This window comes from Mesorhizobium sp. P2_E9, from assembly GCF_056403815.1.
Map to the genome: position 1 here is coordinate 30,829 of NZ_JBFUET010000029.1, position 26,499 is coordinate 57,327.

Here is a 26,499-nt window from a genome sequence, read left to right on the forward strand (position 1 = left end):
CTACGCCACCGACCAGCCGCCATCGACCAGTATATTCGTTCCCGTAATCAGCGACGCTGCCGGCGAAGCGAGGAACACGACGGTTCCCGCTACATCGATCGGGTCGCCGATGCGGCCGAGCGGAATGTGGCCGAGCACATGCGCATGGAAGTCCGGTTCGGCGAGCGACGGCCGTGTGCCGTCGGTCCAGATGAAGGTCGGCGCCACGCTGTTGACGGCGATCTTGTGCTGCGCCCATTCGGCCGCCAGGCAGCGCGATCGCCGCCTTGGTCATGCAGTAGATCGCCTCGCCCTTCAACGTCACCGTGCCGGCCTGAGAGCTGATGTTGATGATGCGCCCACCTTTTTGCGCGATCATCAGTTTGCCGACCGCCTGGGTGGTGAAGAACGTGCCCTTGAGGTTGACGTTCACCGTCAGGTCGAAATCCTCCTCGGTGACGTTTTCCGCCAGGTTTTCTGGCCCGAGCCCGACATTGTTGACCAGGATGTCGATGCGGCCGAAGGCGGCATGCGCATCGGCGACGCCTTTGCGCACCGTGGCGAGATCGGTCGCGTCCATCTGCACGGCAAGCGCCCGGCGGCCGATGCGCTCGATCTCGGCGACAAGCTCCGCCCCGTCGGCCTTGCTGCGCACGCCGACGATCATGTCGGCGCCGGAGCCGGCGCAAGCCAATGCGCAGGCGCGGCCAATGCCGCGCGAAGCGCCTGTGACCAGCACCACCTTGCCGGCCAGATCGAATTTTGGTGTGAAGTCCGTCATCGCAACCTCCCTGAAGCTTTTCGGGCCGAACCTGTCGCCAGCGTGCGCATCGGAGCGGCCGCTTTTGCTGAACACTACCTGCTCACGGCGTGAAAACCAGGCGGCATCTGCACCTCACGACAAGAACACCGTTCATCCCCTGACTTGCCATGCGCCGGCCATCATGATGCCATCTCCTCGGGGAAGATTGCGGGTTCCGGGGTGGGCGATGCGGTTTGGGCGAATGACCGTCGAAAGGGTGCGCATATGCGTGGCGTTTGCAGCCGCGCTTATGTTCTGCCTGTGCGCGCTCATTTCGGCTCGCGCCGAGGAGCCGAAGGCGCTGAAGGGCGTCGCGCTGATCATCGGCCAGTCCGACTACAAGCACGTCGGCAAACTGCCCAACCCGGAAAATGACGCCCGCGCCATCGAGGAAATGTTCGACAAGCTCGGCTTCGAAACGACCGTCGCCACCAACCGCGACGCGCGCAAATTGCGCCGTGACCTCGAAGGGTTTGTCGACGACGCCGAGGGCGCCGATGTTGCCGTCATCTATTATTCCGGCCACGGCATCGAGGCCGGCGGCGAGAATTTCCTGGTGCCTGTGGATGCCGACATTTCGGCGCTCGACGATGCCGGCGAGAAACTCGTGCCGCTGTCGTCGATCGTGGCCGAGATGAAGGCCAAGGTACCGGTCACCATCGTGCTGCTCGACGCTTGCCGCAACGATCCGTTCCCGCCGGGCACCTTGCTGAAGCTGACACCGGGCGATGACGGCAAGCCGATTGGTGCCGGTGGTCTCGGCGAAACGCGCAGCGTCGTCGCGCTGAACAACAACAATGCGCCGGCCAAGGGCTCGGCCGACGACAGTCTTGGCCAGGTCATCGGCTTTGCCGCCGAGCCCGGCAAAGTGGCGCTCGATGGCCCGGCCGACGGCAACAGCCCCTATGCGGCGGCGATCCTGCGCCACATCGACACGATGGGCGGTGAGGAATTCGGCACCGTGCTGCGCATGATCGGCGAGGAGGTCTATCTCAAGACCAACGGCCAGCAGCGGCCATGGGTCAATGAGAGTTTGCGCCGGCTGCTCTATTTCGGCACGCCGGCCGGGGCGCCGAAAGGCGATGAGGGCGACATCCTGACCGAGCGCCGCCGGCTGCTGCTCACCATTTCAGCGCTGCCGGATCCCGAACGTCGCCAGATCGAAACCATCTCGCGCGACGGCGGCGTGCCGATGGACGCGCTCTATGCCATGCTGAAGACACTGGGCACCGGCACGCCGAAAGACCCCGCCGAGCTCGACAAATTGCTGCGCGGCCAGACCGAGCGGCTGAAGCAGGTGCTGGCCGAGCAGGCGGCGCTGAAAAGCCAGGACCCGGAGATCGTCCGGCTGTCGAAACTGGCCGATCAGGCAGTGCGCGAAGGCGCGCTCGATGCCGCCCGGAAATTCCACGAACGGGCCAAGGCGCGCGTCAGTGAACTATCAAACACTGTCGACAAGGCCGAAGCCGATCTCAAGGCGCGCCGGCTGGAATTCGCCGAGGTGTTTGGCGACAGCGCGAAAACCTACGAAATCTCCTTCAAGTTCCAGGAGGCGGCCCAGGATTACGGCAAGGCCTATGAGCAGGCGGAGAAATGGGACGATGAGGACGCCTGGTTCTACAAGGCCGCTGAGGCCAACGCGCTTTCCCAGCAAGGTACTTTCTCCGGCGACAACGCGTTTCTGACACAGGCCGTCGCGGCCTATGAAAAGAGCCTGACCTATGTGTCGCCCGAGAAAAGCCCACGGCAATGGGCGGCCACCCAGAACAACCTCGCCACCACGCTGTCGACTTTGGGTGAGCGCGAGGCCGGGCGCGAAAACCTCGACCAGGCGGCCGCCGCCTTCGAGCAGGCGCTGACGGTCTATACGCGGGAAACCTATCCGGACGATTGGGCGTCCACATCAGGCAATCTCGGCACGGTCTATTGGCGGCTTGGCCAGCGCGAGACCGGCACGGCGTTGCTCGACAAGGCGGTCGCCACCTTCCGCGCGGCGCTCGAGGTGCAGGGGTCGAAGAAGGCGCCGCTCGAATGGGCGGCGACGCAAAACAATCTCGGCATCGTGCTGTCGGAGCTTGGCGAGCGCGAGACGACCAGTGACAGTTTTCGCGCCGCCATCGAGGCGCATCGCGCCGCGTTGACGCAATACGACCGCGAGCGCGTCCCGCTCGACTGGGCGTTGAGCCAGGTCAATCTCGGTGCTGCGCTGTTTCGCCTTGGTGCACGCGAGAAGGACGTCGCAACGCTCGAGCATTCGGTCGCCGCCTACCAGTCGGCGACGGACGAAATGACCAGGGAGCGCGCGCCGGCGCAATGGGCGACGATTGAGAACAATATGAGCTCTGCGCTGGAGACGATCGGCGAGATCAATGGCGACATCCCGACGCTGCAGCATGCGCGCGAAGCGGCGGAGGCGGCGCTGACCGTGTGGACACGCGAGCATGCGCCGGCAAGCTGGGCCAACGGCCAGCTGACGCTCGGCAACGCCTTGCAGCGCCTTGGCGTGAAGCAGGACGACACCGCGACGCTGCTCAAGGCGGTGTCCGCCTATGAGGCCGCGCTCTCGGAGTATCCACGTGAAAAGCTGCCGCTGGACTGGGCCTCGCTGCAGCAGAATCTCGGCTCCGCCTATGCCTCGCTCGGCGATCGCGACACCGGAATCGATTATCTGCGGAAGTCGGCAACCGCGTATCAAAGCGCATCGGAAGTTTACACGGCCACGGCCGCGCCCACGGAGTTCGCCTCCATCGAGCACGGTCTCGGCAGCACGCTGTCGACCTGGGGCGATCGTGCCAGCGACAGAGCGGTGCTCGAACAGGCGGTCGCCGCCTACGACGCCGCGCTCACCGTGCGGACCAGGGACAATGCCGCGAAGGACTGGGCAAAGACGCAGTATCGGCTGGGCGCTGCCCTCTCCATGCTGGGCAAATCCAGCGATGGTCCGACCGAGGCGCTCGAACGCTCGGTGACGGCCTATCGGGCGGCCCTCGAAGTGCAGACCCGCGACAGCGATCCCGACGCCTGGGCGGCGACGCAATGGGGGCTGGGTCATGTGCTTCTGGTGCTCGGCGACCGGGTGCACGATGGAGCCCATTTCAAGCAGTCGGTGACGGCGCTCGAAGCGGCTTTGCCCTTCTATGACCTTGCCAGCGTGCCACAGGATCACGCCCAGCTGCAGAACGATCTCGGCAGCGCCTATTACTACCTCGCCGGTGCGAGCAATGATCAGTCGCTCTACCAGAAGGCGGCGACGGCGCATGAGGCAGCCCTTGCCGTCTATGCCATGCTGCCGGACCGCATGCTGTGGGCCTCGGTCGAAAGCGATCTCGGCAATGCGCGCATGATGCAGGCGAGTGCGGCTTCCGATCCGGACGTCATGGCGAAGTCGGTGCAGGCCTATGAGGCGGCGCTGACGGTGACGACACGCGACAAGGACGCCGACGGCTGGACGCGCAACCAGTCCAATCTGGCGAGCGCGCTGTCGTCGCTGGGCTATTGGCGCAACGACGTCGCCCTGCTGAAGCGCTCGGCCGGCATCTACCGCAGCATACAGGCCGTTCGCACCCGCGCCCGCGATCCCGAGCGCTGGGCGACCACGCAGGGCAACCTCGCCAATGTGTTGAGCATGATCGCGGGGAGGGAACCATCGCCTGATGTGTTCGACGAGGCGATCGCCGTCAACCGGGCGCTGGCCGACGAGGTTGGCCGCGACCGCGATCCCGACCGCTGGGCGAGCCTGCAGAACGAGGTCGGCTATGCCCTGACGATGGCTGGCCGTTCCGAAAACAGCGTCGCCCGTTTCGAGGAAGCGGTGCCGATCCTGCGCGAGGCGATCGCCGTGCAGAAGAAGATCAATTCGGTTCCGGCCGTCGCCTTCACCGAGGACAGCCTGTGCGATGTGCTGACCGATCTGGGCGCCGCCCGCAAGGACAAGGCGCTGGCTGAGGAGGCGATCGCCGCTTGCCAGGAGGCGCTGGTCATCTTCAGGGACCGCAAGATGGACGACCTCACCGCCGGCTCCGAGAAGAACCTTGCCGAGGCGCAAGCCTTGCTGGCCGACTTGCACTGACACAGGAGGCCGCGTGTCCAGTTGGACTAGCAAAGGACGCTCCGGCAGGTTGTTTTTGGCGTTTGTTGCTATGGCACCTGCAAAAGCGCGTGACACCGTTCGGTGAGGGGCGTATATTGACATAAAGATATCCTTATGTGACATGGACAAGACTGTCGTCCGAAGGATAGAAAATGTCGCAGAATTCTGCATCGCTGGATGACCTGTTCGGCCCTGTCGTGGCCAAGCCCGACGGCTCGGAAGTGCTCGCGGCGCTGACCGCTGCGGCGCGCGAACGCATTCTCATTCTCGACGGTGCCATGGGCACGCAGATCCAGGGGCTTGGCTTCGACGAAGACCGTTTCCGCGGCGATGCCTTCGCCGGCTGCGCCTGCCACCAGCAGGGAAACAACGACCTGCTGATCCTGACGCAGCCCGCCGCGATCGAGGAAATCCACTATCAGTACGCCGTTGCCGGCGCGGATATTCTCGAGACCAACACCTTCTCGTCGACCTCGATCGCCCAGGCTGATTACGGCATGGAGGATGCCGTCTATGCGCTGAACCGCGACGGTGCGCGGCTGGTACGCCGGGCGGCGAAGCGGGCTGAGCAGGAAGACGGCAAGCGCCGCTTCGTCGCCGGCGCTCTGGGGCCAACCAACCGCACCGCCTCGATGTCGCCTGACGTCAACAATCCCGGCTATCGCGCGGTGACCTTCGACGAGTTGCGGCTGGCCTATGGCGAGCAACTGCGCGGCCTGATCGACGGTGGCGCCGACATCATCCTGATCGAGACTATCTTCGACACGCTGAACGCCAAGGCGGCGATCTTCGCTTGCAACGAGATCTTCATCGAGAAGGGCGTGCATCTGCCGGTGATGATTTCGGGCACCATCACCGACCTTTCCGGCCGCACGCTGTCGGGCCAGACGCCGACGGCGTTCTGGCATTCGGTGCGCCATGCCAATCCCTTCACCATCGGCCTCAACTGCGCGCTCGGCGCCAACGCCATGCGCGCGCACCTGGCCGAAATATCTGATACCGCAGACACCTTCGTCTGCGCCTACCCGAATGCCGGCCTGCCCAATGAATTCGGCAGATATGACGAGAGCCCGGACTTCATGGCCGCGCAGATCGAGGACTTTGCACGCGAGGGCTTGGTCAATGTCGTCGGCTGCTGCTGCGGCTCGACGCCGGATCATATCCGCGCCATCGCCGAGGCGGTGAAGAAATATCCGCCGCGCGCCATCCCCGAGATCGAGCGCAAGATGCGCCTGTCCGGACTGGAGCCGTTCACGCTGACCGACGAGATCCCCTTCGTCAATGTCGGCGAGCGCACCAACGTCACCGGCTCTGCCAAGTTCAGGAAGCTTATCACGGCGGGCGACTATGTTCCCGCACTCGACGTGGCGCGCGATCAGGTCGCCAATGGCGCGCAGATCATCGACATCAACATGGACGAGGGCCTGATCGATTCGAAGAAGGCGATGGTCGATTATCTCAACCTGATCGCCGCCGAGCCGGACATCGCCCGTGTTCCTGTCATGGTCGACAGTTCGAAATGGGAGATCATCGAGGCCGGCCTCAAATGCGTGCAGGGCAAGCCGCTGGTCAACTCCATCTCGATGAAGGAAGGCGAGGAAGCGTTCCTGCATCACGCGAAACTGGTGCGCGCCTATGGCGCGGCGGTGGTCGTCATGGCCTTCGACGAGGCCGGCCAGGCCGACACCAAAGCGCGCAAGGTCGAGATATGCACCCGCGCCTACAAGCTCTTGACCGAACAGGCCGGCTTTCCGCCGGAGGATATCGTCTTCGACCCCAACGTCTTCGCGGTCGCCACCGGCATCGAGGAGCATGACAATTACGGCGTCGACTTCATCGAGGCCACCGGCGAGATCACGTCGACGCTGCCGCATGTCCATATTTCCGGCGGTGTGTCGAACCTGTCCTTCTCGTTTCGCGGCAACGAGCCCGTGCGCGAGGCCATGCATGCGGTATTCCTCTACCACGCCATCCAGCGCGGCATGGACATGGGCATCGTCAATGCCGGTCAGCTGGCCGTCTACGACATGATCGAGCCGGAGCTGCGCGAGGCCTGCGAGGATGTCGTGCTCAACCGCGTGCCGAGCGCCGGCGGCACCGCCACCGAGCGCATGCTGGAGATCGCCGAACGTTTCAAGGGCACGGCCGGCAAGGAAGCCAAGGAGCGCGATCTCGCCTGGCGCGAATGGACGGTCGAGCAGCGGATTTCGCATGCGCTGGTCAATGGCATCACCGAATTCATCGACGCCGACACCGAAGAAGCGCGGCTCGCTTCGGAGCGGCCGCTGCATGTCATCGAAGGCCCGCTGATGGCCGGCATGAATGTCGTCGGCGACCTGTTCGGCGCCGGAAAAATGTTCTTGCCGCAAGTGGTGAAGTCCGCGCGTGTCATGAAGCAGGCGGTGGCCGGGCTGCTGCCGCATATGGAGGCCGAGAAACTGGCCAACGCCACCAACGGCATCGACAATGGCGAGCGCCAGACGGCCGGAAAAATCCTGATGGCGACGGTGAAGGGCGATGTCCACGACATCGGCAAGAACATCGTCGGCGTGGTTCTCGCCTGCAACAATTACGAGATCATCGATCTCGGTGTCATGGTGCCGGCGGCGAAAATCCTGCAGACGGCGCGCGACAGACAAGTCGACATTATCGGCCTGTCCGGCCTGATCACGCCGTCGCTGGACGAGATGGTGCACATGGCCGCCGAGATGGAGCGCGAAGGCTTCGACATTCCGCTGCTGATCGGCGGCGCCACGACCAGCCGTGTGCACACGGCGGTGAAGATCCACCCGCGTTACGCCAGGGGGCAGACCGTCTATGTCACCGATGCCAGCCGGGCGGTCGGCGTGGTCTCGGCGCTGCTGTCCAACGACAGCAAGGCGGACTACGTCGAGACGGTGCGGACCGAGTACAAGAAGGTTGCCGACGCGCATGCTCGCTCCGAGGCCGACAAGCAGCGGCTGCCACTGGCCAAGGCGAGGGCCAATGCGCACAAGGTCGACTGGTCTGCCTACCAGCCGCCGAAGCCGACTTTTACCGGCGTGAAAGTGTTCGAGAACTGGGACCTGACGGAGCTTGCGCGCTACATTGACTGGACGCCGTTCTTCCAGACCTGGGAGCTGAAGGGGCGTTATCCCAAGATCCTGGAAGACGAGGTGCAGGGACCGGCAGCGCGCCAGCTGTTCGAGGATGCGCAGGCGATGCTGAACAAGATCATCGCCGAGAAATGGTTCGCGCCGCGCGCCGTCATCGGTTTCTGGCCGGCCAATGCTGTTGGCGACGACATCAGGCTGTTCACGGACGAGGGGCGCTCGAAGGAATTGGCGACTTTCTTCACGCTGCGCCAGCAACTGACCAAGCGCGACGGCAAGGCCAATGTCGCGCTGTCGGATTTCGTCGCACCAATGGACGGCGGCAAGTCCGACTACATCGGCGGCTTCATCGTCACCGCCGGCATCGAGGAAGTGGCGATATCAGAGCGTTTCGAGCGGGCCAATGACGATTACTCCTCAATTATGGTCAAGGCGCTGGCCGACCGCTTCGCCGAGGCTTTCGCCGAGCGCATGCACGAGAACGTGCGCAAGGAATTCTGGGGCTATGCTGCCGACGAGAAGCTGGCGCCGGACGAACTGATCGGCGAGCCCTATCGCGGCATCCGCCCGGCACCCGGTTATCCCGCACAGCCAGACCATACCGAGAAGGCAACGCTGTTCCGGCTGCTCGACGGCGAGCGCAATGCGGGCGTCAGCCTGACCGAAAGCTACGCGATGTGGCCGGGCTCCTCGGTGTCCGGCATCTATCTCTCGCATCCCGAAAGCTATTATTTCGGTGTCGCCAAGGTCGAGCGCGATCAGGTCGAGGATTATGCTGCTCGTAAGGACATGCCCTTGGCCGAGGTCGAGCGCTGGCTCGGGCCTATCCTCAACTATGTGCCCGCGCAGTATGCCGAGGCGGCGGAGTAGCGGCGGGAGGCTCTGTCGTCTCATCCTGCCACCATGGCAAGACGCGATTTGCCAAATATCGGCATTTGCACTGGTGGCTCGCCTGTGATCCAAGGCGACGATAAATCCCAGGCACTCGTCTTTGCAGTTGGAGCGCTGAATGGCCGGATTGACACGTCGCAGGCTTTTGAAAACGGCCGCCATCGCTGGCGCAAGCGGGGTCGGCCTCTCGGCCATCGGCAGGCTTGGCAGTTGGGCCGCCGGCAGTCCGGAACCGGTGGTGCTGCAGACGGCGAAAATTCAGGCCAGGCTGATGGATGTCGGCCCGACCAACAATGTGCTGACCTATGGCAACGCCGGAATGCCGCCTGTGCTCAGGATGAAAAAAGGCGAGCCCTTCGCTGCCCGTCTGATCAACGCCATCGATGATCCGACGACCATCCACTGGCACGGCATTCGCGTTCCAAACAAGATGGATGGCGTGCCCTTCCTGGTCCAGCCCTACGTCTACACCGGCGATCATTTCGACTACGCCTTTACCCCGCCCGACGCCGGCACCTTCTGGTATCACCCGCATTGCAACACGCTGGAGCAGATGGGCCACGGCCTGACCGGCGTGATCGTGGTCGAGAATCCGAACGATCCGAAATTCGATGCCGAATTCGTCCTCAATCTGCGCGACTGGCGTCTTGGTGATGACGGGCAGTTCATCGATCAGTTCCGGCCGCGCGATGCGGCGCGAACCGGCACCTACGGCACGGTGCGCACCGCCAATTGGCTCGACCAGCCCCAATATGATGCGCCGGCCGGCGGACTGGTGCGGCTGCGCGTCGCCATCACCGACGTCACCCGCATCTATGCCTTTCGCGTGGATGGCGCCGAGGCGATTGTGATGGCGCTGGACGGCAATCCGGTGCCTGAGCGTTTTTCACCCGATGCCTTGCTGCCTGGGCCGGGACAGCGCATGGAACTCGCCATCCGCATGCCTGATCAGGAGGGCGCGATCGTCAGCCTTCGGGACGTCAGGGGCACCAAGCCCAAGATCCTGGCGACCTTGCGTGCGACCGGCAGTTCTCTGAAACGAGACGTTCGCGATGTTGCACCGCTGGAGGTCAATCCGGTGGCGGAAGTAGACGTCACCGCCGCCCAGCACATCTCCCTGGCGCTCAGCGCCACGGCGGAAAACGTCCCGAGTGACGGCATCTGCGGTTCGCTTGGCTACAGTTTCTGGGCCATCAACAAGGTGCCGTGGCCAGGCGACACATCCGATCCGACCGCGCCGCTGGCCGAACTGAAGCTCGGCAAGAGCTATGTCATCGACATGGAGAACCTGACGCCGCAATCGCATCCGATGCATTTGCACGGCATGAGCTTCAAGGTGCTGTCGTCGTCGACGCGGCCGGTGCAGCCGTTGATTTCCGACACCTATCTCATCCAGCCCAATGAGAAGGTTCAGCTCGGCTTCGTCGCCGACAATCCCGGCGACTGGCTGCTGCACTGCCACATCATCGAGCACCAGAAATCGGGCATGACGAGCTACGTCAGGGTGGTTTGAGGCCACGTTCGAGCGGTTTCGTTGGCAAAAGCGGGCATTTCCCTGCTATGCCGCCTCCAAATCAAGAACCATGGACATCCGCATGACCAATGTCGCCTTGACCGGCCTTGCCCGCGATCTCGCCAAGCGTGCCGCCGAGGGCCGCCCGGTGCGCATCGGTGTCATCGGTTCGGGCGAAATGGGCACCGACCTCGTCACGCAAGGCATGCTGATGCCGGGCATTTCGGTTTGCGCCGTCTCCACCCGTCGGCCGCACACCGCGCGTGACGCCATCCGCATCGCCTATGGCGATGAGGCGATGGCGGTCGAAGCCGACACCGCGTCGAAAGTCACCGCGGCAATCGAGGCGGGAAAAATCGCCATCACCTCGAACGAGATGCTGGTCACCAATCCGCTGATCGACGTCGTCATCGACGCCACCGGCAAGCCGGGCGTCGCCGCCGATTTCTGCCTGTCGGCGATGGAGCATGGCAAGCATCTGGTGATGATGAATGTCGAGGCCGACGTCACCATCGGCTGCTATCTCAAGCAGCAGGCCGACCGGCTTGGCGTCGTCTATTCGGTTGGCGCCGGCGACGAGCCGTCGAGCTGCATGGAGCTGATCGAGTTCGCGTCCGCGCTCGGCCTGACCATCGTCTCGGCCGGCAAGGGCAAGAACAACCCGCTTAACCACGACGCCATGCCCGATGACTATCGCGAGGAAGCAATCCGCCGCAACATGAACCCGCGCATGCTGGTCGAGTTCGTCGATGGTTCGAAAACCATGGTCGAGATGTGCGCCATCGCCAAGGCCACCGGCCTGGTGCCCGACGTGCCAGGCATGCACGGCCCCAAGGCCGACCGCGACGACCTCGTCAAGGTGCTCATTCCGCGCGAGGATGGTGGGCTGCTCACGAAGAAGGGCGTTGTCGACTACACCGTCGGCAAGGGGGTGGCGCCTGGTGTCTTCGTCATCGTCGAGGCGATGCATCCGCGCATCATCGAGCGCATGGACGATTTGCATATCGGCCACGGTCCCTACTACAGCCTGTTCCGGCCGTACCATCTGACCTCGCTGGAAGTGCCGCTGACCGCCGCGCGCATCGTGCTGTTCGGCAAGCCCGACATGGTGCCGCTGCCACGGCCGGTCGCCGAGGTCTGTGCGGTCGCCAAACGGGATCTCGCTGCCGGCGAGACCTTCGATGCGATCGGCGAGACCTGCTACCGCTCCTGGACCATGACCGTTGGCGAAGCCCGCGCCCAGCGCGCCGTGCCGGTCGGCCTGCTCGAGGGCGGCAAGGTGTTGAGGCCGGTCAGGAAAGGCCAGTTGCTGACCGCCGACAATGCCGCGCCCGACGAGACGACGAGGCTGTTCGCCTTGCGCAAGCTGCAGGATGAGATGCTGTACGGAACGAACTAAGGCTTATTTCCCCAGTTCAATCGACCGCAGCCGCGCCGCCTCCACCGCCTGCGTCAGCAGATTGGTCAACCGGTCCTCGCCCATCAGCACGCCAAGGGCCGCCGCCGTGGTGCCGTTGGGGCTGGTCACCTGCTGGCGCAGCACGCCCGGATCCTCGTGGCTTTCGGCGGCGAGCGAGGCAGCGCCGTAGACGGTCTGCATGGCGAGCAGCCTGGCGGTCGCCGCCGGCAGGCCGGCCTTCTCGGCGGCCACGGTCAGCGCTTCGATGAAGTGGAAGATATAGGCCGGCCCCGACCCTGACACGGCGGTCACCGCATCCATCAGGCCTTCGTCGTCGATGGTGGCCACTTCACCGCTGGCCGACAGCAGGTCGGCGACGAAACGCTTTGTATCGTCGGAAACCAGCGGGTTGGAAAACACCACCATCATGCCCTTGCCGATGGAAGCAGGCGTGTTGGGCATGCAGCGCACGATCGGCGCGCTGTTGCCAAGGATCTGCTCGAAGGTCGCCACCGGCGTTCCGGCGGCGATGCTGACAAAGGTGGTGCGGCCGTTGCCGAAACGCCTGTAGGCGGCCGTCACCTCGCGGATCACCTGCGGTTTCACCGCGATGACGATGAGATCAGGCACGGCGTCTGCCGGAATGTCACTGGCGTCAGCAGCCGTGGTACAGCCGAGTGCGGCGGCGCGCTGGCGCAGATCGGTATTGGGCTCGACCACGAAAACCGCCGATGGCGCGAGCTTACCGGATTTCAGCCAGCCCGAGAGCATGGCGTAACCCATATTGCCGCAGCCGGCGAGAACAAGCCTGATCGTCATTGGAGCTCTCCAGAAGAAGGCCCTGACATAGACGCTCGCGCTTCCCTGGGGAAGCCCCGTCAGACCGGGCGGGAATATCGCGAATCGTGATCGGGGTTGCGCACCGCGATTGGCCGCAGCGACACTTGCCTCAGGCCAAGCACGCCGAGCACGAAGAACAGCCAGACTGGGTCGCCGCGATGGAAGAAGAAACTTTCGAGGAAAGCGTTGAGCGCGGTGAAAAGCACCACCATCATGAAGAAGTCGCCGAGAAAGATGTTTTCTCGGCGCAGCGGGATGCGCATGTAGTCGCGCAGCGGCGCGATCAGGAAAGTGTAGACTGCCACGCACAGGGCCGGGATGCCCATCAGCACCGCGATGTCGAGATAGCCGTCATGGCCGTGCACGATGGTCCTGATATCCCACGGCCGGTCGAAGGGCTGGTCCTGGTTGAGCAGCAGCGGCGTGCCCCAGAAGCTCTCATAGCCGTAGCCGGTCCACGGCTTCTTCGCCAGCATCGAGCCCGCGAACTCCCACAGCGTCGTGCGGCCGGTATAGGTCATATCGGGGAAATAGATCGCCGCCAGATGTTTGACCGGCGGCAGGAAGACGATGCCCAGCGTGCCGACCGCGGTGGCGATGATCGCCAGAGCGAACAGGATCGGCGTGCCGAGCCGCATGCCCATCAGGCTCGGCAGCACCACGATCAGGATCGAGAACGGCACCAGGCCGGCCGTCGTCTTGGAGCCGGTGTGCAGCATGAAGACCATCGCCGCGCAGAAGATGCCCGCGCCCCACCAGCGTTGTCCGCGCCGGTAGAGGTAGAGGCCGGCGAAACTGAGGCAGGCCATGATCGGACCGGCGATGTTCTTGTGGGTGAACACGCCGCGCCACAGGCCGGCATGTTCGGGCTCCTGCGAATCGGCCGTGTGCATCGCCTCGTGCGGAAAAACGATGAGGCCGAGATAGGAAAGCCCCATCACCACGACCGCGGTGAAGATGATGACTTTCGAGAAGGATTCGGCATCGCGCGGCAGCGCTAGGATCGTCGCCATCGTCAGGATGCCGATCATGGTGAAGGACGCGGCGCGCATGGCCGAGGGCGGGTCGGTCGCCAGCACCACCGACAGGAAGAAGAAGCCCAGCATCAGCACCCAGGACGGGCCGAGCAGCGAGCGCACGATGCGCGGATCGGCAAAGGCCATCAGCGAAAAGATCGACACGGCGCCGAGCGAGCCGAAGCCGAGCTGGTTGACGATGTCGCCGCCGTCGCCGGTGAGTTCGGCCCCTGCCGGCTGGAACGGGCGGAAGGACACCATGATGACGGTGAACAGCAGCGCGGCGATGGCGGTCGCCACGCCGTCGCGCGTGAACGCGTCGCTGAGCGGCGCGCGCTCAGTTTTTCTCGGGCTGGCGATACTGCTCATTGGCATATCCAAATTCGGCCATCACGCGGCCGAGCGCCACATGGACGGGGTAGATGGCGATCGCCGGCGATCCGGTCCGCGCCAGCCGGATCAGGCCGCGAAACGGCGCGGCGGCCAGCAGCGCCAGGCTCTTCGCGAACACTCTGGCGCCGGCCAGTGGCGTGCCGGCGCGCTTCTTCCTTTCGACCAGTGTCGAGATGACGCCGTTGCGCAGGCTACGGGCCCGGATCCAGTCGGCCTCGACACGCCGCGCCGGAACGGTTTCGTGCACCTTTGCCTCGGCGCACCAGCCCAGCACAAAGCCCCTTTGCACTGACCGGCTGAGAAAATCGGAGTCGCCGCCGCCCATGAAATTGAATCTGAGATCGAGGAAGGGCGGCCCCATCGCGATCAGCACATTGCGCCCGACCAGAAGATTGCCGGATGAATAGAGCGCCGGCACGCGCCCCGTCTCCCGGTAGGGTGGGGCGAAGACGGGATGCTCGGCCCATTTGGCATGGGCGGGGTCGGCGAAGACGGGCACCTGCGGACCGCCGACAATATCGGCGCCGAGCGTTTCGGCAGCAGTACACATCCGTTCCAGCCAGTGCTGATCGGCGATCTCGTCATCGTCGATAACCAGCAAATGCCTGAAGCTCGGGAACTGCAGGATCGCCGTCTGCCAGCCGGCATTGTAGGCGCTGCAATTGCCGCGCTCATGCGCGATGATGACCATGCCCGGTATCCCGCCGCGCTCGAACAGTGGCAGCACCGCCTTGGCGCCTTCGCGCGCCTCGGCTTCGTTTTCCATGACGATGACGGCAAAGCGCCTGCCGGTCTGCTGCGCGCTGAGCGAAGCCAGCGTTTCCAGCACCTGTTCGGGCCGCTTGAAGGTCGGCAAGGTGACGACCGCTTCGACAGCCTCCACGTCAAGCCGGGGAGACCGTCCAGCGATCGATACCGAACCATCCGATGGCAAAGGGATCATCCGCGTCCAGCCACATCTCAGTCGCGTTCTGGTAGCACCACGATGATAAGGTTTCGTTAATCACCTTGCACGGAGAAGCCCCTCAGGCAGGGGCTTTCGGGCGTTGAATGTGCTCGCTTAATCAAGGGTTCACCGCGCTTTGCTACCGGCTACACCACAGGATAGGTGAGATGCATCTGCTGTTCGCCACATCGATCGTGCCCGACGGTGCTCTCACCTCGGGCTACGAGATCGCCAACGCTGCGATCATCGCCGCCTTGCGGCGCGCGGGCGCGCGCGTCACGGTGATCGGCTTCACCTGGCCCGGGAAGGACGCTGCCGACCCCGAAAACACCGTGGTGATGGGTGCCATCGACGTCCGCACCGAAAGTGCCTCTGCCCTGCAAAAGCTCGCCTGGGTCGTCAAGGCGATATTGTCAGGCCTGACCTTCGCGTCGGTCAAGCTACGTGCGGTGTCCGACCACGATGTCCGCGCCGCTCTCGAACAGGCCGGTCCCTTCGATGGTTATGTGTTGAATTCCGTGCAGTTCGCCGGCGCCTTTGAGAAGCTCTTCGAAGACCGGCCGTCGATCTTCGTCGCCCACAATGTCGAGCATCTCTCGGCGCGGGAAAATGCTGCTGCCGCCGGCGGCCTCTTCCAGCGCCTGCTGTTCCGCCGCGAGGCAAGGTTGCTGAAGATCGTGGAAGAGCGTCTCTGCCGCCGCGCGCGCTTTGTCTTCACGCTGGCCGAGGAAGACCGCGCGGCCCTCGGCGTCGCCGCCGACGACCGCTCAGCGGTGCTGCCGCTGGTGACCGGCGCCAAAGCGCCAACCCGGAGAGCCCCACGCCGGATCGACTGCGACGTCGCTTTGATCGGCACCTGGACCTGGCAGCCGAACCGCATCGGACTCGACTGGTTCCTGGGTAAGGTGGTGCCGCATCTGCGGCCCGGTTTCCGCATCCGCATCGCGGGCCATATGCCCTCCGGCGTCAGCTCGACGCATCCGGGTGTCCAATTTGTCGGCCGTGTCCCGGATGCCAGCGCTTTCGTGTGCGGCGCGGCTGTCATCCCGCTGATCAGCACCGCCGGCAGCGGTGTGCAATTGAAGACCATCGAGACCTTCGAGCTTGGCCTGCCTTCGGTCGCCACCAGCCGCTCGCTGCGCGGCATCGACCATCGCCCCGACAATTGCGTCGTCACCGACGATCCGGCCGATTTCGCCAGGGCATTGGAGGCTGCGGCGGCGGATATGCGGGACGTCGATGGCAGCGCGTTCCATTGCCAGCAGGTCAAGGCGCTCGATACCGCCATCCGGCATGGCTTGGAAAAACTAGGCGTGGTCGGGCAGGAGGTGTTTGCATGAACATGCACACCGCCCGCGCCGCCTCCGGCCTCGACAGCCTGAAGACGATCCTCGGCATCTCGGTGCTCGCCATCCGCTGGGACGATGCTATCGCCTTGCTGAACCGCCTGATTGCCGAGCAGCGCTTCACCAAGGTCAGTTTCCTCAACGCCCACAATGCCAACATCGCCTGTACCGATCCTGTCTTCGCCGAGGCGCTCGACGATTTCCTCATCCTGCCGGACGGCATCGGCGTCGATCTCGCCGCCAAGATTCTCTATGGCGCGCCATTTCCGGACAATCTCAACGGCACCGATTTCGTGCCGGCCTTCCTGCAGGCCTCGACGCGGCCGCTGACCGTCGGGCTGCTCGGCGCGACGCGTGTCAACGCCGAGGCGGCGTCGGTCAAGCTGGCCGCCCTTGCCGTGCAGCACAATTTCGTGGTCATTCATGACGGCTATTTCTCCGCCGAACAGGAGCCGGAGATCATCGGCCGGATCGCGGCGCTGCGGCCGGATATGCTGCTGGTCGCCATGGGCGTGCCGCGTCAGGAATTGTGGATCGCGCGCCACATCGATGAACGCCACTGCACCATGCCGGTCGCGGTCGGCGCGCTACTCGATTTCCTGAGCGGCTCGGTGCCGCGCGCACCGCTGTGGATGCGCCGCCTGCGCCTGGAATGGCTGTTCCGGCTCGCGGTCGAGCCGGGCCGGCTTTGGCGCCGCTACGTGGTCGGCAATCCTGTGTTCCTGTGGCGGGTCGTCAAGCAGAGATGGTCGCATGGAGCAGAAACGGACGGAGATCTCCGTTGAACAAGCGGTTCGTTCCAGACGCCCTTGCCGGTCCAGGCCTGTTGCCGAAGACGCCGACGGCGGCGGTGGTGACGGCAAGCTACGCGCCGGATTTCGAGCGCTGCCGCCTGCTGTGCGAGACCCTCGACCGCCATGTCTCGGGCGCCGCGCACCACTACATCCTGGTCGAACATCGCGACGTCACGCTTTTCCGCCAGTTGGAGACAGGTCGGCGCACGGTCGTCGATGAGCGTGACCTGCTGCCGCGCTGGCTGCGTGCTTTCGACGATCCGCTCAGCCTGTTCCGCCGGCGTGTCTGGCTCAGCCTGAAGACGCAGCCGCTGCGCGGCTGGCACGTGCAGCAGCTGCGCCGCATCGCCATCGCCAACCATGCCAGGGAAGACGTTCTGGTCTTCTGCGATTCCGACGTCGCTTTCCTGAAGCCGTTCGACTGCGCCGCCTTCTGGCGCGATGGCAAGGCGCGGCTGTTCCGCCGCGACGGCGTGCTGGCGGATGACGGTCACGACGAACATCGCATCTGGTCGCGCAATGCGGGTTCGGCCCTCGGCATCGCCCCGTCCCGCACATCGACCCACGACTACATTTCGACGCTGATCGCCTGGCGCCGCGACACCGTGCTTGCCATGTGCGGTCAGATCGAGAAGGCGCATGGCCGCGACTGGGTCGAGGTCGTCGGCTCGGCGCGCAGATTCTCCGAATGCATGATCTACGGCCGCTATGTCGACGATGTGCTCGACGGCGCCGGCCACTTCCACGGTTCGGAAGAATTCTGCCGCGTCCACTGGACGGGCGAAGCGTTGTCGGACGATGAGTTCCGCCGCTTCGTTGCCGGCATGGCGCCGGAGCAGGTGGCGATCGGCATGCAATCCTTCATCGGCACCGATATCGGCCGCATCCGCCGCCTGATCGGGCTGGATTAGCCGGCGCAGGAATTCAGGTCAGGCTGGCCTCACCTGTATTCAGATCGCTTTCGCCGGCTTGCGCATCGCCGAATAAGTCAGCAGCATCGAGGCGAGATAGAGCAGCAGGAAGACGATGTTGAGCGACAGCACCAGCTTCGACGTATCGGAGATGGTGGTCAGCACATAGGTCAGCAGCAGCGCCTTCAGTGCGGCAAGCAGGCCGAGATTGAGCGCCCGCACCGCCGTCTGGCCGCGCGCGAACAAAAGCTCGGCCTGGTATTCGACCAGGTTGCGCAACCCCGGAACGCAGATCGCCAGCGCCACCAGCGGTGCGGCTTCGGAGACATTCCTGCCGAGTGCGTTGGGAAAGAAATGCAGCACGATGCCAAGCGCCAGCAGCGCCAGCGTCGAGACAAAGAACACGCCGCCCTCGATGCCGCTCTTGACCGTCAGCCGCGACAACAGGTCCGGCGCGCGCATCATGCGTTGCACCAGCATCATCGAGAAGGTGCGGATCGGGATCGCGGTCAGGTCGACCAGCCGCATGATGATCGCATAGATACCGGCCAGATGCGGACCGCCGATCGCCAGCACCAGCAGCTTGTCGAATTCCGATTGCAGGTAGAACAGAATTTCGGCGCCGGCCACGTAGAGCGAATCCGCCAGTCGCCTGAGGTAAAGCGCGATGCGCAGCCGCAGTCTTTGGCGCGGATAGAACCAGCCGAAAGCCAGAACCAGCGAGGCGGCATTGGCGCCGATATAGAACCATGACCAGATCCAGATGCTGTGCTGGGCCCAGAGCATGAACAGCACCGCGCCAAGTGCCCGCAGCGCCGTCGCCAGGATCGCCAGGACGGCGGCACGGCCGAATTTGCCCAGCCCATTGTTGACGATCAGCGCCACCTCCACCGGCCGCCACAACAGCGCTTCGGCAAAGACGATCGCGGAAAACACTGACAGAGGCACGGTGCCGGCGAAGAAGATCAGGTAGACGCCGAACGAGGCCGCAGCCAGCAACGGCAGCGAGGCGACACCGAGCAGCAGGAAGCCGGCGGTGAAGGTACCGATCAGATTGGGGCGGATGGTGGCGGTGCGATAGAGCGCCGAGATGAAACCAAAGGCCAGGATCCGCGACAGCATCACGCCGGCCGCCGACGCGGTGGCGAACATGCCGAATTCGGAGATGGACAGCGTGTTGGCGAGCGCGATGAAATAGGCCAGCGAAAACACCAGTCGCCCGCCGGCGCCGCTGATCGCCGAAAAATAGTCGCGCACCAATCCCCGTCGTTCGGCCACGAAAGTGCCGATCCGGGCGAAAGTCCGCCTTTGCGGTATGCCGCGAGCTTCGGTCATGTCTGGGAAGCCATAGGCGGCAAAGCTTAACGTGCCGTTTTGAGGTCCGGATGCGCTGAAATTCCCGCCCGTGAGGTTATGAAAAGCTTACCTGCCGCCCGGCCGAAATTAACCTTTTGTTTCCTATGCTTGTTTAGCGTGACTTAACGATTGGCCGACCGCCGCTGCCAAGCGGCCAAAGAGTGAAGCTCCAAGACAATGGTCGACAGGGAAAACCGTGAAGACTGGAGGCGCGAGCGTTCCTTGCTGGCGCTCGGCCAGGCCATGCGCGGTGAGGATGACGCGTCCCTGGTCTCGATAGGGGACCGGGCAGATTCGGCTTGGCGCGAGGATGCCGCCACGCGCCATCGCCTTGCCCGTTCACGGCGTGAGGCGCGGGCGAACCCAACGCTATCCGCTGCTGCCGGAACAGAGCGGTTCCAGCCGGACGAGCAATCGCAAGCGGCTACGCAGGACGACGCTTGGCGCTCGCAGGACGACACCGGCACCAGCGATCTGCCGCCGGCCACGCCGTACGCACGGTCGGCTGCTGAAGAACCGTCCGGCAGCGCTCGGCCTCATGAAACCTCTGGACCCCGCTATGAGGGCGAACCGAATGCGTCCTTTGGCGATCGCAGGGATGATCAGCAGTGGAAGCCGCTGATCGATCCGATGCAGGTGGTGCGCGGCATTGCCAGGTCGAAGCTGCTGATCATCACGACCACCTTGATCGGTGCCGGGCTCGGCATCGCGATCGCGCTGTCGACGCCGAAGAAATATGAAGCCACCGCTGAACTGATTGTCGATCCGCGCGACCTCAAGCTCACCGACCGCGACCTCACCCAGAATGTCGTCGCCTCCGACGCCACGCTTGCCATCGTCGAAAACCAGGTCAGGGTGCTGACATCGGGCACCGTTCTCAACAAGGTCGTCGACAAGCTCAACCTGAGCAACGATCCGGAGTTCAATGGCCAGGGTGCCGGCGGCCTTGGCATCAGGTCTCTCATTCGCTCGATTCTACCGCACCAGGATGGCCCGAGCGGTGCCGACGAGGTTCGCCGCCGCGCGCTTGCCGTCGGCAACCTGGCCGAAAGCCTCTCGGTCGAGCGCGGCGGCAAGACCTTCGTCATCACCGTCAGTGCGATCACGCAGAATGGCGAGAAATCGGCTCTCATCGCCAACACGATGACGGACGTGTTCCTGCAGACCTTTGGTCAGATCCAGTCCGATACCGCTGGCCGCGCGACCGATGAACTGACGGCAAGGCTCGATGAACTGCGCAAAGGCGTCGAGGTGGCAGAGCGCAAGGTCGAGGAGTTCAGGGCCTCGCACGATCTTGTCGATGCACAGGGCCATCTGATCAGCGACGACGAGATGCTGAAGCTCAACGAGCAGCTCTCGGTCGCCCGCGCCCGCACGCTGGAGCTCAATGCGAGGGCGGCATCGGCGCGCTCGATCGACGTCAATTCGGTTCTCTCCGGCACCTTGCCGGAAGAGATCAACTCCAACACGATGAGCGATCTGCGCTCGCAATATGCGACGCTCAAGCAGGAGGCGGACCGTGCCGCCATCCGGCTTGGCCCGCGCCATCCTGAACTCCAGGCGCTCAACGCACAGATCGCCGGCGCGCGCGACCGCATCGCCGGCGAATTGCGCCGCATCGCTTCCTCGCTGCAGGTCGACCTGAAACGCGCCGTCCAGCTCGAGCAGGATCTCTCGTCCCGCCTTGCCCAGCTCAAGGTCCGTAGCGGCGACGTCAACAACGATCTGGTGTCGATGCGCGAACTGGAGCGTGAGGCCTCCGCCAAGCGCTCCGTCTACGAACAATATCTGCTTCGCGCCAAGGAGACCGGCGAGCAGAAGGACATCAACACCGCCAATATGAACGTGATCTCCAAGGCCTTTGCACCGCTCGAGGCGAAAGGCCCGTCGCGCGCCTTGATGGCACTTGCCGGCCTGCTGCTCGGCTTTGCCTCTGGTGTCGGCCTCGGCGCCATGCGCGGGGCCTATGAGAGCCTGCGCGAGACCGCGAACTCGCGATCGCGCCGCGAGCGCAAGGCGCCTCTCGAGGAGCAGGCATTCCGGGCAGCACCGCCGCCCGCGCCACCAATGCCGGCAGCGCCGGTGCCCCCGGCGCCGCCACCTCCGCCACCTGCATCGCCGCCGCCTCCAGCACCACCACCCTTGGCACAGGGCGAAGCCGCTCCCGTCGAACGGCCCGGGCGTATCGCCGCGCTCATGACGAAGCTGCGCAATGCCGTATCCCGCAAGCCGTCCGCAGAGGCGGACGACGACGAGTTCCCCGCCTTTGGTGGAAACACGCAGCCGGCGGATGCTGCCATGCCCTCCGGCGTCCCGAACCCGGATTCCGCCTTCATGCCTCGGACATCGGACTATGCGCGGCCGCCTTTCCCGCCAGGCTTCGATGCCAACTATTCTCAGCCGATGGGGCCGCCGTCGCGGTCGCCCTTGATGCCGCCGCCCATCTATCCGGCTCCGCCACCCTATCCCCCTGCACAGCAGGCGGGCTCTCCGCAGATGCAGCCTTGGCAGGCGCAGCCGCCGGCAGGTTCCCCCTATACACAGGCCATGGCGCCCTATGCCGGGCACATGCCGCATCCGCCGCAGTCTGCCACGCCGCAATCGCAGGCCTATCCAGCCCAGCCGCCGGTAGCGCCTTCGCAGGTCGAGGAAAGCGCCGAACAGGCACCGATCGAGGAAATTCGCGCTAGCCTGCGCGAATTCCGCGAGGCGGTCCGCGAACTCACCGAGAGCCGCACCCGCCGCCGCTATTTCTGAGCCACAAAATACGTTGCCGAGGCCGAACAAAACCATCCCGGTTTCGCGTAAACGGCATCGGACGGCGTTTTGGCGGGATTGCGTGGTGGTATTTTCGTGACAATGCCGCGCTGCATGTTGCCGGCGCCGTTGCATTGTGTTCCCGAAAGTGGCGTTGGGCGAAACAGGGTTGAGGATGGTTCATGGCCGAAGTGATTGACGGAAAGAGCGTTGCCGAGGATGTGGTGCGGACGGTCAAGACGCTGACCGCGGAGCTGGTCGCCAAGGGCAAGGCCAAGCCCGGTCTCGCCGTCGTCATCGTCGGCGAGGATCCGGCGAGCCAGGTCTATGTCGCTTCCAAGTCGCGCACCGCCAAGGAATGCGGCTTTCATTCGCTGCAGCACACGTTGCCGGCGGAGACCTCCGAGGAGGCGCTGCTCAAGATCATCGGCGACCTCAATGCCGATCCGGCGATCAACGGCATCCTGGTGCAGCTGCCGCTTCCCGCCCATATCGATGCAGGCAAGATCATCCAGACCATCGCGCCGGAGAAGGACGTCGACGGGTTCCATTTCATCAATGTCGGCAAGCTCGGTACCGGCGAACTGGAGACGGCTTTTGTTCCCTGCACGCCGGCCGGCTCGATGCTTCTGATCGAGCGCGTGCGCGGCAAGGACCTGTCCGGCCTCGCCGCCGTCGTCGTCGGCCGCTCCAACATTGTCGGCAAGCCGATGGCCAATCTGCTGCTTGCCGCCAACTGCACCGTCACCATTGCCCACAGCCGCACCAAGGACCTGCCGGCGCTCGCCCGCACGGCCGACATCCTGGTCGCCGCCGTCGGCCGGCCGGAGATGATCAAGGGGGATTGGGTGAAGCCCGGCGCCACCGTCATCGATGTCGGCATCAACCGCATTCCCGCGCCCGAGAAGGGCGAGGGCAAGTCGCGTCTCGTCGGCGATGTCGCCTATGCCGAGGCAGCCAAGGGAGCCGGCGCCATCACGCCGGTGCCCGGCGGTGTCGGGCCGATGACCATTGCCATGCTGATGGCCAATACGTTAGCTTCCGCCTACCTTGCGGCCGGATTGAAGCGGCCCTCCTTCTGAGCCCGGGTTGACCCTGAAAGCGCCAGTTTTGCCGAACCCCACCATTTCCCCGGAACGGCCGGTCACGAGTGATCCCGTTCAAGGTGGCCGGCAGTTCGCCTTCCTGCTGGTCGACAAGTTTTCCATGTTCTCGCTGGCCGCCGCCATCGACACCTTCCGTTCGGCGAACCGTCTGCTCGGCCGCGATTTCTATGGCTGGACCACGGTGTCGGCCGATGGCGATCCGGTGATGGCGTCCAACGGCCTGCCGCTCAAGATCGACTATGCCGTCGCCGACCTGCCGCCGGTCGACATCCTCTTCGTCTCTGTCGGCCTGACGACGGAATTTCCCGGCAAGAGCAAGGTTCTGGCGGCGCTGCGCAGCTGGGGCCGGCGCGGCAACGCGCTCGGCGCGCTGTCGGTCGGGTCCTACCTGCTGGCCGAGGCCGGCCAGCTCGACGGCTACCGCTGCACCATCCATTGGGAAAACCGCGCCGGCTTCATGGAGCGCTTTCCCGACATCAACTGCACCGGCAATGTCTTCGAGATCGACCGCAAGCGCTACACCTGCGCCGGCGGCACCACCTCGATCGACCTGATGCTGGAGATCGTGCGCGGCGATTTCGGCTCGAACCTCGCCAATGGCGTCGCCAACCAGTTCCAGCACGAGCGCATCCGCTCGGCCGGCGACCGCCAGCGCGTCGGGCCGGAACGCGACCTGACCGGCAAGTCGGAGAAGCTGAGGCGCATCGTCGAACTGATGGCCGACCATCTCGACGAGCCGCTGTCGGCGGTGCAACTCGCCAAGTCGGCCGGCCTTTCGGTGCGCCAGGTGGAGCGCCTGTTTCTGCGCCACCTCAATGTCACGCCTGGCCGCTATTACATGCGGCTACGGCTGGAGCGGGCGCGCGAATTGCTGCGCCAGACCAACATGCCGATCCTCGATGTGGCGATCGCGACCGGCTTCACCTCGCATTCCTACTTCGCCCAGAGCTACCGGCTGCAGTTCGGCAGGCCGCCCTCGGAAGAGCGCCGCACGACCTATTGAGCCGGACTCCGGTCTGGGCTCGGGACGCCCGCTGCCCGGCACGAACGCGCTGTTCCCGCTCAGGGCGCCTGAACGAGATGGCTGCGCCCGGGCTTGTGTCCTGACGCCGCGTCAAATAGCTTCCCTGTGCGGACTAGGGGGCTAACTCAGGAGATTTCGATGGCGGTATTTGCGCGGGGCGTCGCTGCGGCGATCCTCCTGTTTTTCATGACGACGTTCGGCTTTGCCGCAAACAAGGTCATCATCATTCTCGACGCTTCCGGCTCGATGTGGGCGCAAATCGACGGCAAGCCCAAGCTCGAAATCGCCCGCGAGTCGCTGAGGACCGTGCTTCAATCGGTTCCCGCCGACGACGAGATCGGCTTCATGGCCTACGGCCACCGCGAGAAAGGCAGCTGCGACGACATCCAGCTGATCGTTCCGCCTCAGGCGGGCTCGGCGAGCGCAATCACGGATGCTGCCGACAGTCTGAAATTCCTCGGCAAGACGCCGCTGACGGCGGCCGTCAAGCAGGCGGCCGAAGCGCTGAAATACACCGAGGACAAGGCGACCGTCGTCCTCATCACCGATGGGCTCGAAACCTGCGGCGGCGATCCCTGCGCTCTGGGCAAGGAGCTCGAGGCGTCCGGCGTCGACTTCACCGCCGATGTCGTCGGCTTCGGCCTGACCGCCGATGAAGGCAAGCAGATCGCCTGCCTCGCCGACAACACCGGCGGCAAGTACATCCAGGCCTCAGACGAGAAGGCGCTGCAGGAAGCGCTGGTCGAAACCGTCGCAGCGCCGGCAGCAGCCCCGGCCCCCGCGCCAGCACCCGAACCGGCGCCTGCTCCCGCGCCCGCCCCGAAAGCGGCCGAGGTCGACTACAATCTTGTCCCGCAGGCATTCCTGAAAGACGGCGGTGCGGCCCCGACGACCGACGTCTACTATGAAGTCTTCAAGGACGATGCCAAGGGTGTCGGTGGAGACAATGTCAACTACGGTTACAACGCCATCAAGTTCCACATTCCGGCTGGCAACTACATTGTCGTAGCCACCAGCGGCGCCGCCAAGGCCGAGCAGAAGGTCTCACTGACGGCCGACAAGACGACGGAGGTGGTGCTCAACCTGAATGCCGCGGAGATTTCCATCCACGCACGGCCGGCGCCTGGGGCCGATGTCGACCGCAATGCTCAGATCAGCATTGCCTATCCCGGCGGCACGTCCGACAGCAATTATGGCGAGGTCAAGTTCGTCGTTCCGGCCGGCGAGACCAAGGTCACCGTGAAGTTGGGAGCCGGCGAGGCAAGCGAGACCATGCAGCTTGTCGCCGGCCAGGTCGTCGACAAGGACATGATCGTCGGTGTCGGCAAGGCCAAGGCCAACGCCTTCTACACCCAGGGCGGAGAGAAGGCCGAAACCGATGTGGGTTGGAAGGTGTTCAAGGCGGCCAAGAAGCTCGACGGCACGCGCGACCAGGTGACCTACGCCTACGGCCCCGACAGCCAGTTCGATCTGCCTCCAGGCGACTATGTGATGGGCGTCGATGTCCAGGCCGTGTCCACGGAACAGCCTTTCAGTGTCACGGTGGGGCAGATGACCGATGTCAGCGTGATACTGAACGCGGGCGTCCTGGCGGTCGACGCGCCAGGCGCTGACGGCTTCAAGATCTTCGAGGCCAAGAAGAACCTCCAGGGCGAGCGCAAGCAGGTCACCTACGCCTATGGAGAGAAGATGCAGACCACGCTGGCGGCGGGCGACTACGTGCTCGTGACCAATTTCACCACCGACAAGGCCGACAAGGAAACACCTTTTACGGTCAAGGCCGGCGAGCGGAGTGAGCTCAAAGTCGAGTAGCATCCAACTGGGCAAGCAAAAAAAGGGCGGCTCAAGGCCGCCCTTTCAGACTGCTGACAAACCCCGTCGATTTTCGGCGGGTTTTTTTTGTTATGTGATTGAAGTGTCTTGGAATGTTTGTGTCAGGAGATTTTGACAGGAGGCGTAGGGCCTCATGCGAGGGCCGGTTTGGGSTTYGGCCATAGGCAAAGGGCGATCTTTTTGATGTTCTGGGCGGYGGCGGCGATCAGGCACTGGCAGGCGACCCTGATGAGACTTCGGAACCGCGCATAGCGGTGACCATGCAGTTGCTTGGCGTCGGCGAAAGAGCGTTCAACGGTTTCCTTACGGCGACGGTAGACGGCCTTGCCCCATGCGGTGAGCCGGTTGGCGTCGGTGCGCTCCTTCGCATCGGCCCAGACATGGCGGATGATGGTGCGCTGGGCTTTGGCA

General features: G+C 64.4%; 16 protein-coding genes and 1 pseudogene. 11 read left to right on the top strand and 6 right to left on the bottom strand.

Annotated elements, in window-relative coordinates; translation table 11 throughout:
- Nucleotides 1–760, bottom strand: a pseudogene (locus AC1D05_RS34100) (SDR family NAD(P)-dependent oxidoreductase).
- A gap of 223 nt (nucleotides 761–983) precedes the next feature.
- Between AC1D05_RS34100 and AC1D05_RS34105 the strand changes: the two are divergent.
- From AC1D05_RS34105 to AC1D05_RS34120, 4 genes are all read left to right on the top strand, one after another.
- Entirely contained in the window at nucleotides 984–4,850 is a 3,867-nt protein-coding gene (locus AC1D05_RS34105) for a caspase family protein (protein ID WP_477447188.1), read from the top strand.
- Nucleotides 4,851–5,023: 173 nt separating this feature from the next.
- Nucleotides 5,024–8,833, top strand: coding sequence for a methionine synthase (gene metH / locus AC1D05_RS34110; RefSeq protein WP_477447190.1), 3,810 nt, complete (start codon nucleotides 5,024–5,026; stop codon nucleotides 8,831–8,833).
- A 139-nt stretch (nucleotides 8,834–8,972) separates the two neighbouring features.
- Nucleotides 8,973–10,367 carry a multicopper oxidase family protein gene (locus AC1D05_RS34115; RefSeq protein WP_477447192.1) on the top strand — a complete coding sequence of 465 codons (1,395 nt, stop codon included), beginning with the start codon at nucleotides 8,973–8,975 and terminating at the stop codon, nucleotides 10,365–10,367.
- 82 nt (nucleotides 10,368–10,449) lie between these two features.
- On the top strand, nucleotides 10,450–11,766 hold the full coding sequence (locus tag AC1D05_RS34120; RefSeq protein WP_477447194.1) for an NAD(P)H-dependent oxidoreductase: 1,317 nt from the start codon (nucleotides 10,450–10,452) through the stop codon (nucleotides 11,764–11,766).
- 3 nt (nucleotides 11,767–11,769) lie between these two features.
- Here AC1D05_RS34120 and proC read toward each other — a convergent pair whose 3' ends face one another.
- From proC to AC1D05_RS34135, 3 genes are read right to left on the bottom strand one after another with little or no spacing between them, the layout of a single operon-like run.
- A complete protein-coding gene (proC, locus tag AC1D05_RS34125; protein ID WP_477447196.1) occupies nucleotides 11,770–12,585 on the bottom strand; it encodes a pyrroline-5-carboxylate reductase in 816 nt (271 codons plus the stop codon).
- A gap of 59 nt (nucleotides 12,586–12,644) precedes the next feature.
- A complete protein-coding gene (locus AC1D05_RS34130; protein ID WP_477447198.1) occupies nucleotides 12,645–13,991 on the bottom strand; it encodes an O-antigen ligase family protein in 1,347 nt (448 codons plus the stop codon).
- Nucleotides 13,960–14,958: a glycosyltransferase family 2 protein gene (locus tag AC1D05_RS34135; protein ID WP_477447200.1), complete on the bottom strand. Its 999-nt coding sequence runs from the start codon at nucleotides 14,956–14,958 to the stop codon at nucleotides 13,960–13,962. The genes AC1D05_RS34130 and AC1D05_RS34135 overlap by 32 nt, the downstream gene beginning before the upstream one ends.
- A gap of 170 nt (nucleotides 14,959–15,128) precedes the next feature.
- On the opposite strand from AC1D05_RS34135, the gene AC1D05_RS34140 reads away from it, so the two are divergent.
- From AC1D05_RS34140 to AC1D05_RS34150, 3 genes are read left to right on the top strand one after another with little or no spacing between them, the layout of a single operon-like run.
- A complete protein-coding gene (locus AC1D05_RS34140; protein WP_477447202.1) occupies nucleotides 15,129–16,301 on the top strand; it encodes a glycosyltransferase family 4 protein in 1,173 nt (390 codons plus the stop codon).
- Nucleotides 16,298–17,092, top strand: coding sequence for a WecB/TagA/CpsF family glycosyltransferase (locus AC1D05_RS34145; protein WP_477447204.1), 795 nt, complete (start codon nucleotides 16,298–16,300; stop codon nucleotides 17,090–17,092). The genes AC1D05_RS34140 and AC1D05_RS34145 overlap by 4 nt, the downstream gene beginning before the upstream one ends.
- Nucleotides 17,089–18,012, top strand: a complete 924-nt coding sequence (locus AC1D05_RS34150; RefSeq protein WP_477447206.1) for a DUF6492 family protein — start codon at nucleotides 17,089–17,091, stop codon at nucleotides 18,010–18,012. The genes AC1D05_RS34145 and AC1D05_RS34150 overlap by 4 nt, the downstream gene beginning before the upstream one ends.
- 39 nt (nucleotides 18,013–18,051) lie before the next feature.
- On the opposite strand, the gene AC1D05_RS34155 is transcribed toward AC1D05_RS34150, so the two are convergent.
- Nucleotides 18,052–19,347: a lipopolysaccharide biosynthesis protein gene (locus tag AC1D05_RS34155; protein ID WP_477447208.1), complete on the bottom strand. Its 1,296-nt coding sequence runs from the start codon at nucleotides 19,345–19,347 to the stop codon at nucleotides 18,052–18,054.
- A gap of 198 nt (nucleotides 19,348–19,545) precedes the next feature.
- Here AC1D05_RS34155 and AC1D05_RS34160 point away from each other — a divergent pair, with 198 nt between their 5' ends.
- The 4 genes from AC1D05_RS34160 (at nucleotide 19,546) to AC1D05_RS34175 (ending at nucleotide 26,067) form a co-directional block, all read left to right on the top strand.
- The gene (locus AC1D05_RS34160) at nucleotides 19,546–22,125 is read left to right on the top strand and encodes a GumC family protein (RefSeq protein WP_477447210.1); all 2,580 of its coding nucleotides are present in this window, start codon (nucleotides 19,546–19,548) and stop codon (nucleotides 22,123–22,125) included.
- Between the two features lie 182 nt (nucleotides 22,126–22,307).
- Nucleotides 22,308–23,207 carry a bifunctional methylenetetrahydrofolate dehydrogenase/methenyltetrahydrofolate cyclohydrolase FolD gene (folD, locus tag AC1D05_RS34165; protein WP_477447212.1) on the top strand — a complete coding sequence of 300 codons (900 nt, stop codon included), beginning with the start codon at nucleotides 22,308–22,310 and terminating at the stop codon, nucleotides 23,205–23,207.
- Between the two features lie 28 nt (nucleotides 23,208–23,235).
- Nucleotides 23,236–24,234: a GlxA family transcriptional regulator gene (locus tag AC1D05_RS34170; RefSeq protein ID WP_032938715.1), complete on the top strand. Its 999-nt coding sequence runs from the start codon at nucleotides 23,236–23,238 to the stop codon at nucleotides 24,232–24,234.
- A 159-nt stretch (nucleotides 24,235–24,393) separates the two neighbouring features.
- The gene (locus tag AC1D05_RS34175) at nucleotides 24,394–26,067 is read left to right on the top strand and encodes a vWA domain-containing protein (RefSeq protein WP_477447214.1); all 1,674 of its coding nucleotides are present in this window, start codon (nucleotides 24,394–24,396) and stop codon (nucleotides 26,065–26,067) included.
- Between the two features lie 152 nt (nucleotides 26,068–26,219).
- Here AC1D05_RS34175 and AC1D05_RS34180 read toward each other — a convergent pair.
- Nucleotides 26,220–26,499, bottom strand: a 280-nt coding sequence (locus AC1D05_RS34180; protein ID WP_477447216.1) for a transposase, incomplete at its 5' end; no start/stop codon positions are given.

Bases quoted from the DNA above. Each gene is read 5' to 3' on its own strand.
- AC1D05_RS34140 (WP_477447202.1), top strand. From the start codon at position 15,129: ATGCATCTGCTGTTCGCCACATCGATCGTGCCCGACGGTGCTCTCACC.
- AC1D05_RS34120 (WP_477447194.1), top strand. From the start codon at position 10,450: ATGACCAATGTCGCCTTGACCGGCCTTGCCCGCGATCTCGCCAAGCGT.
- AC1D05_RS34130 (WP_477447198.1), bottom strand. From the start codon at position 13,991: ATGAGCAGTATCGCCAGCCCGAGAAAAACTGAGCGCGCGCCGCTCAGC.
- AC1D05_RS34145 (WP_477447204.1), top strand. From the start codon at position 16,298: ATGAACATGCACACCGCCCGCGCCGCCTCCGGCCTCGACAGCCTGAAG.
- AC1D05_RS34115 (WP_477447192.1), top strand. From the start codon at position 8,973: ATGGCCGGATTGACACGTCGCAGGCTTTTGAAAACGGCCGCCATCGCT.
- proC (WP_477447196.1), bottom strand. From the start codon at position 12,585: ATGACGATCAGGCTTGTTCTCGCCGGCTGCGGCAATATGGGTTACGCC.
- AC1D05_RS34135 (WP_477447200.1), bottom strand. From the start codon at position 14,958: ATGATCCCTTTGCCATCGGATGGTTCGGTATCGATCGCTGGACGGTCT.
- metH (WP_477447190.1), top strand. From the start codon at position 5,024: ATGTCGCAGAATTCTGCATCGCTGGATGACCTGTTCGGCCCTGTCGTG.
- AC1D05_RS34175 (WP_477447214.1), top strand. From the start codon at position 24,394: ATGGCGGTATTTGCGCGGGGCGTCGCTGCGGCGATCCTCCTGTTTTTC.
- folD (WP_477447212.1), top strand. From the start codon at position 22,308: ATGGCCGAAGTGATTGACGGAAAGAGCGTTGCCGAGGATGTGGTGCGG.
- AC1D05_RS34160 (WP_477447210.1), top strand. From the start codon at position 19,546: ATGGTCGACAGGGAAAACCGTGAAGACTGGAGGCGCGAGCGTTCCTTG.
- AC1D05_RS34105 (WP_477447188.1), top strand. From the start codon at position 984: ATGACCGTCGAAAGGGTGCGCATATGCGTGGCGTTTGCAGCCGCGCTT.
- AC1D05_RS34155 (WP_477447208.1), bottom strand. From the start codon at position 19,347: ATGACCGAAGCTCGCGGCATACCGCAAAGGCGGACTTTCGCCCGGATC.